This is a genomic window from Anaerobiospirillum sp. NML120448, assembly GCF_023050945.1.
GTDB lineage: Bacteria > Pseudomonadota > Gammaproteobacteria > Enterobacterales > Succinivibrionaceae > Anaerobiospirillum.
Map to the genome: position 1 here is coordinate 1 of NZ_JALKIM010000116.1, position 7,355 is coordinate 7,355.

The following is a 7,355-nucleotide window of genomic DNA, read 5'->3' on the forward strand; positions in this document are numbered from 1 at the left end:
TGACATTATATCACATATAATGTCATGATTTATAGAAAAAATTATCTCCCAATAAACATTTTTTTCGATATAAATCTTGACTTTTAATAAATTACATGACACTGTTAGCTAACTTTTAGGTTTAAAGCTTAAAACACCAATCAAAAGCCCAATACTACTGGTAAATTACTGACTATGATTGAGCAAATGGGATGGCATAAAAGATTGCTGATTCATGAGCCACTCTATCATTAGAGCAACTCTGTATCAAAGCTGATATTTATCTGATTTTATAGAAGCTTTAGCTTGAATAATAAGATGCGCTTAAAGCTAATTACTAAGTATCACTCTCCCAAACAAATGGCCGCTTATGCCTTTTCGATTTGATATCGTACTAACGATTATGTTTGCTCTAAAACCTGAACCAAGCACTATTATGAATATAGAAGTAGCCTATACCCTAAAAAGAGCTTACCAATGGTCTTTTATCGCAGATATTGTTCCTGTGAGATTTACTAAAATGTTCCTTATGATTTCTAATAGACACTCTAATTTCAGGTGAAATTTTGAAAGAGGCAAATTTTTATTTCGATATAACAAAGTAGGCACAAATTATGCTTTTTTTTTTTCGACTAATTTCTAGACGCATCGTCTTAAAACACCCGCCATGGGCTCTTTTATCTTATTGAGCTCTATTTTGTGTTTTGTCTTACTCTTTCCCGCACTAGTAGTGTCTAAATAGACTTTAAAAATAAGCTTTTAGCGTGCTTATCATTACAAAGTCTTAACTACTCTTACCTCTTAAATACAAGTTACTTTTATTTAGCACTTGTATAAAACCATATTAAGGCTCTTAGCCTTATCGCACTTTATTTTGCCCCTATCTTGTAAGACTTTATCAATATCAACTAAATCTTACATTTTACCACAAGCTTACAGCCCAAATTTCTAGCAAATCTCTCATGCTCAGTACTAAGCGTGCTCTTTTGCTATGGCTATAAGTTACAATTTAGAAGTGCCAAGACAAAACAAGCAATCTAACTTTCATTTTTCAATTACAAATGAAGCAAACAAATAACGCCATTAAGTTCTTAATGGCCCAATACCGTGCAATCTTCCAGAATGCATACTTCAAGGGTTTAGCCACCGCTGCTGTAGTAACCATGGCAATGGCCGCTGGTCAGGCTCAGGCTAATAAAGGCCAAGGAGCTTATGCTGCTGGTGTAACTACAACAGAAACTACAATTACTATTGATGGTGCAGATGTTGCAGACACTGGCAATCTAGATAATCTTGCTAATTACTCTACTATCGGTATTGCAGCTGAAAAAGATGACTCTGGCAAGACTATCGATATTATAGCTGGTACTGCCGCTCAAACAAGTAACTTTATCAAGAGTGATGGCACCGCTGCTAATACTGTGTATAACGCTGATATTTTAAATATCAAGAGTGGTGGTGGAATTACCATTGATGGTAATAGCGCAGACTCTAAAGTAGTTACAGCTAAATTCTCACAAAAAGTAAATATCCTTAATGGAACAGTTTTATTAAACTCTGGTGGTAGTAATGCTAGTGCTGCTAACTTAATCTCTAAAGAGATTAATGTTGGTGATGGTACAACTGCAACAAATACTACCGCTCAATTACAACTTTCAAAGTTAGGTACTGTTGGTGCAACTATTAACGCAACTGACGTTTTTAGTGAGCTTAACACTATTAACTTGAAGTCTGGCGGTACTATTACTAGTGTTTATAAAACCAATCAGGATACAGGCACCATTAATGCTGGTACATTAAATATTACTGGTGGTGACTTAGTTGTTGCCAACGATGGAGCAACTGGTGCAGCTGGTACGAAACTTTCTGTAAACTTAGTAAAAGGCACAGTTTCATCAGGCAAGATTGAAGTTCAAAAAGGCTCTGAGTTAGACATTAACTTCAAGAAAGCTTTAACTGCTGTTGATGGCGCTGCTGAGACTAATAAGCTTGACTTAACTGGTGGTTCTATCTCTGGTGCTGGTGCAATCGTAGTTTCAGGTGCTGGCACTACAGGTACTCTTACCTTAAAGGTAAAATCTGGCGCAACTGCTGGTGTAGACCTTACCAAGGCTTCTGGTGACCTTAAGATTGCTAGCGGTGCAATTTTTGAGACCAATAAAGCTAACTTAGATAACTTAGCTGCATCAAGCTTGAAGACTACTATCTCTGGCGGTACCCTTAAATTTAGCGATACAGCCAATATTGATCTTGATAAGGACAAGTTCAATACAGATGGCTCCGCTAACAAGATTGGTTTATCTGATAGTGCAACTATCTTAGGTAACGAGTTAACTCTTAATGGTAATATTGGTAAAGTTACTGTTGAAGCTACCAAGCTTAACCTCAAAAACTCATCCTCCGAAGCTTTAACCACCACTGCAGTTAAAGCTTCTAAGACCTTAGTTGTTGGCGATGATTCCAAGGTTAAGACTGTTACCTTATCAGCAGGTGACTTAGCTATAATTAAGAAACAAGTTGATGATGCCAATACTACAGGTCTAAATGGCGATGCTTTAAACGCTAAGTATGCTGAAGCCTTATTAAGCCAGTCTGGTGATATCGTATCTGCTGAAGATGTTGCTAATGGTAAGTTAGACCTTTCAGATGATGGCTCTAAGCTTGATGTAGTAAATGGTACTTGGACCAACAACAGTGTAGAAGTTGTTCTTGGTGAAACTGGCTCAGGCAAAGGTACTATTAATGTAGGTACTGATGTTACAACTCCAGCTGGTCTTAAGAACGCTGCTTCATTAACCTTTGCTGATGGCTCTAAGCTCAATATTCAAAGTGGTGATGTAGTTGTAGGTCAAGCATCAAGTGACTCTTTAGTAGGTGCTACTTTAGATATTTCTGCTCTTAACACTGAAGATGGCTCTTTAGTTTATGAAGCTGGTAAATTTACTGCTAACAAGAATGGTACCATTATTGCCGATGCAAGCTTAGTTGGAGCTTTAGCTACTGGCAAGCAAATTGATGTTACGAATGGCGGTACTCTTGAGTTAGTTGGCGAGGCTGAGATTAGCACAGGTAACATTGCTGGCTCCGCTACTGATGCTAAGTTATCCGTAGTTTCTGGTGGTAAGTTAGTAGGCGATACTCTTACAATTAAGGGCGCAGATGTTGCTTTTGCTAAGGGCGCAAATGTTGAGGCTAACACATTAGTTCTCGACAACTATAATGACAGCAACAAGAAGTATGAGGCTGTTTCTTTAAATTCTGGTAACTACATCGCATCTCAGGGCTTACGCTCTACCCAATCTGGCCTAGTTCTAACTGTTAATCAAGATGCAAATGTAACCTTAGGCACCTTATCTAAAGATGCTGATGGCGCTTGGTCAGCCGATACTCAAACTGGTACTTCTAACTTCAAGTTCAAGCTTGCTGGCAACGGTACTACCAACCCAGCTGCATTAAATGTAAATGCTGGTACTTGGACTTTAAATACCGCTCAAAAGGCTGAAGAGTTTGATATTGACCTTACTGATGGTGCTTTAACTGTTGGTGTAGATAGTACAGAAAACAAGCGTGATGCTAATGGTGATTTAGTTGGCGCAACCTTAGTTGCTGGCAAGGTAAACCAGACTGCCGCTGGTAAGATTACTATCAATGAGGGCAGCAAGGCTACCTTTACTGAGTTTGTATCCTCTGGCACTGCAGATAACACTGTAGTTAAAGGCACTTTAACCTTAGTTGGTAAAAAGACTGACTATGTTGCAGCTAACCCTAATGCAAATCCAGTACAGAACGAAGTATTAGAAAGCTACGGTGTATCCTTAAAGGACGTTAAGGTATCTGGCCCTACCGCTGTATTAGAGCTTCAAAAGACCGCTTTAGGAGCTATTGACTCTATTGCTAAGAAAGATCAAGCAGCTGACGTAACTGTAAACTACAAGCAAAACAAGCCTACTGGTGGTGCTGACTTAGATGTAGTAGCTGGCGCTGTAACTCTTGAGGATTTTGGTACTCTATCCTTAGACCTAAGTGGTTTAGGTGATAGCATGACTCTTGAGCAGATCGCTGCTGTTCGTAAAGAGTTTACTGGCAAGACTGAGGCTTTACCTGAAGGCTTCATTGACCTTAACGGCATGAAGATTTCTGATGTTAAATTCGTTGATGATGCTAAGACTCAGATCGATATCGACCAGTTAAGCAAGTTCAAAGACTTTACTGACATTGTTGTTGATCAATTAACCAACTCAACTGTTGTTAATGTAGATGCTAACAAGGTTGTTCAGGGTAATGTTGGTAACATCCAAGCTGCTAATGGCGTAACTGAAGTTCAAGTTGGTCAAGCAACCTTAAACAAGGGTCAAAACGGCTTTGCTACCAATAAGTCTGGCGATCTTGTTGATATGAAGGTTACTGCTGGTGCTCACTTAGGCTTAATTGGCGGCGGCGAGGCTGGCAAGATTACCTTAGAGAATAGCGATACTGGTCGTGATACTACTTTATTAGTATCTGGTGGTAATACTACTATTGCTCAGATTGACGGCAAGAACAATAAGGAAACCGCTGTTGAGCTTGCTTCTGGTGTAACCACTGTAGAGAATGGCGTTAAGGTTGGTAAGCTTAACTCTCAATTAGGCGCTGATCTTGTTGTTACTAAGGGCAACTTAGAGTTAACTGCTACTGGTGATTATGAGTCTGAGTTCTTAGGCAATGTTCAGGTTCTTGAGGGTGAGGCCATCACTAACCATGACATTACTTTACTAGGCAGCGACAATAAGTTTGTTAACTTAACCGCTAAGGCTGGTAGCTTAGGCTTTGCTGGTTCAACCACTGTTTCTGGCTTATTAAAGGGTGCTGCTGATGAGAAGATAAACGTAGGCTATTACGACGAGTCTGATCCTGAGGCTAACCTTTCTGGTCAGTTAAAGGCTGAGTTAGTTAACTTAAATGGTGCTACATTATTCTTAGACCCAGCTTATGGTTCAAAGGCTTCAACTGCTGAAATTGGTTCCTTTACCTCTAAGGCTACCAAGGAAGACATTTCTACTGTTAATGGCAATATTTATGTAGGTCAAAACTCTGCCTTATTAGTAGGTTCTGACTTAGCTGAAGGCCAGCGCTATATTGCTCGTCTACAAGAAGCAAATGGTTCCTTTAATAAGGACAATGTTGGCTCTGTTCTTTATGTAAATGCCCAACAAGTCCTCAAGGACACTAAGCGCATTGTCATTGATGCTGACTTAAACGATGGTAACTTAAATGGCCACTTAACAACTAAGTACAATAAGGCACGTACTTATACACCTGCTAGTGGTACCCCTGCAACAGATACTCCAGACCTCTACATTGGTAAGAACAGCGTATTAGCCTTAGGTGATGACGCTAACAAGGCTGATGGTGCAATCAAGTTTGAAAGCGCTAATGCCTCTATCTTTGCAGAAGTTGGTGGCAAGATCGTACTTGATGGTGCTTCTTACATTCAGGGTTCTCGCAATGTAGTATTATTTACTGATGCTGGTGCTGACACTGCTAATGGCGTAAAGGTTCTTGAGAACAACATCGAAGTTGAAACCTCCAATGGCTTATTACACTTCGTTCTTAAGGCTAATAATGAAACCACTGGTGGTAAGTTAGAGCTCAACCAAGATAAGATTGACACTGCATTTAATGGCTCTTCTGCTCCAATGCGTGACTTCTTAATTGGTTACACCACTCTTACCTCTAACTGGCAAGAGAGCATTGTTGGTCAAGCTGAACCTGAGCAGAAGTTACTTGGCGATTTAGAGACCAAGGGCTATGTAGAAGTTGACGCTAAGACTGGTAATATCGTTCTTTCCAAGAAGGGTCAAGACTATAACGCTCAAGCTACCAACCCAGCTGATAAGATCAACCCAGAAGACTATGCTCTTGATGCAGACAAAAACATTCATCACATTGCCTACAACGACTTCTTAGAGAGTGTAAGCCGTTATACCAATGGTGCTGCCGCTGATCAAGCTGCACGTATGGGTGATTTTGGTGGTGCTGCTGAGACTGCTTTAGTTGCTACCTCTACCACTTATGACGCTGTTGCAGGTCGCTTCGGTATGGGCCAACAGGCTGGTACTATGACTATTGCTAACAATGGTCAGGGTTCTGGTTTATGGGTAACCCCAGTTTACAAGAGCCACGAGTCTGATGGCTTCGACGCTGATGGCTTAGGCTATGGTTCTGACATTACCTTATACGGCGTAGCCTTAGGTGGTGATGTAACCTTAGCTAACGGCGTACGTGTTGGTGCTATGTTCAACGTAGGCTCTGGTGATGCTGATGGTCAGGGTGCTGCCTCTGTAGTATCTAATGACTTTGACTACTTCGGTGGTTCTATCTACGCTGGCTATGCTATCGACAACTTCTCAATCGTTGGTGATATTTCTTACACCACTATCGATTCTGATGTTGAGGCTAACACTGCTGCTGGCAAGACCTCTACCTCCTTTGATACCACTGCCTTAAGCGTTGGTGTAACTGGTCAGTACGCCTTAAAGGTTGCTGAGATGGACGTAACTCCACATGCTGGTATGCGTTTCACTCGCATCGATATGGACGACTACACCATTGAGTCTGCTGACTTTGGTGAGGTTGGTCAATACAATGCAAGCTCTGCTAATGTATTCTCCATCCCTGTTGGTGTAACCATCTCCAAGGAGTATGTAACCGACACTTGGACTGTTAAGCCAAGCTTTGACTTGACCTTAACTGGCAACTTTGGTGATGACACTGTTGATGGCACTGTATCCTGGACTGGTGTAAGCAACTGGGACGTATCTACCAAGGCTGAGTTTGTTGACAACTTCACCTACGGTGCAGCTGTTGGCATCGCTGCTAAGACTGGCAACTTTGGTTTAGGCTTAGGCCTCAACTACACTGGCTCTTCTAACACTGATGAGTTTGGTGTAAACGCCAATGCACGTTACATGTTCTAAGCTTAAATAGAGCATTTAACTAAACTACTTAGATTGGGGCTTGAAACTTAGTAGAAAGGCAAGCTCTGTTAGGTTGAGAGCCTCTTTTTAGGTAGACTTGATATAAAGGCATATTCCTTAATCTATTAGGAGTATGCCTTTATTCGTTTTTAAGGAAAAACTTTCTATTTTATGACTAAGCCTCATAGCTATAGAGCTGTAACTGTAAAATATCCGAAAGATGCAAATAGAACCGCATTCTTATACCATTTGTACATGTTTTATGACATGTGGAGGTATATATGTCGGTACCGAATACAGCTACTTTGCACTCGGTAAATAAAACAGAAGTAACTGAATCTCAAGTTGCTGATGTAATTATACAAGGCAATCTTTGCTCGTATCAAATTGGCCTTAAATTTGGCATTTCTCCTACGAAGG

The 7,355-nt window shown here is 40.5% G+C and carries 1 protein-coding gene; it reads left to right on the top strand.

The annotated features are described in order from the left end of the window. The first annotated feature begins 1,040 nt into the window (after positions 1 to 1,040). A complete protein-coding gene (locus MXE38_RS11720; RefSeq protein ID WP_246915257.1) occupies positions 1,041 to 6,935 on the top strand; it encodes an autotransporter outer membrane beta-barrel domain-containing protein in 5,895 nt (1,964 codons plus the stop codon). Positions 6,936 to 7,355: the final 420 nt, after the last annotated feature.

Coding starts and splice junctions, on each gene's coding strand:
- MXE38_RS11720 (WP_246915257.1), top strand. CDS start 1,041: ATGAAGCAAACAAATAACGCCATTAAGTTCTTAATGGCCCAATACCGT.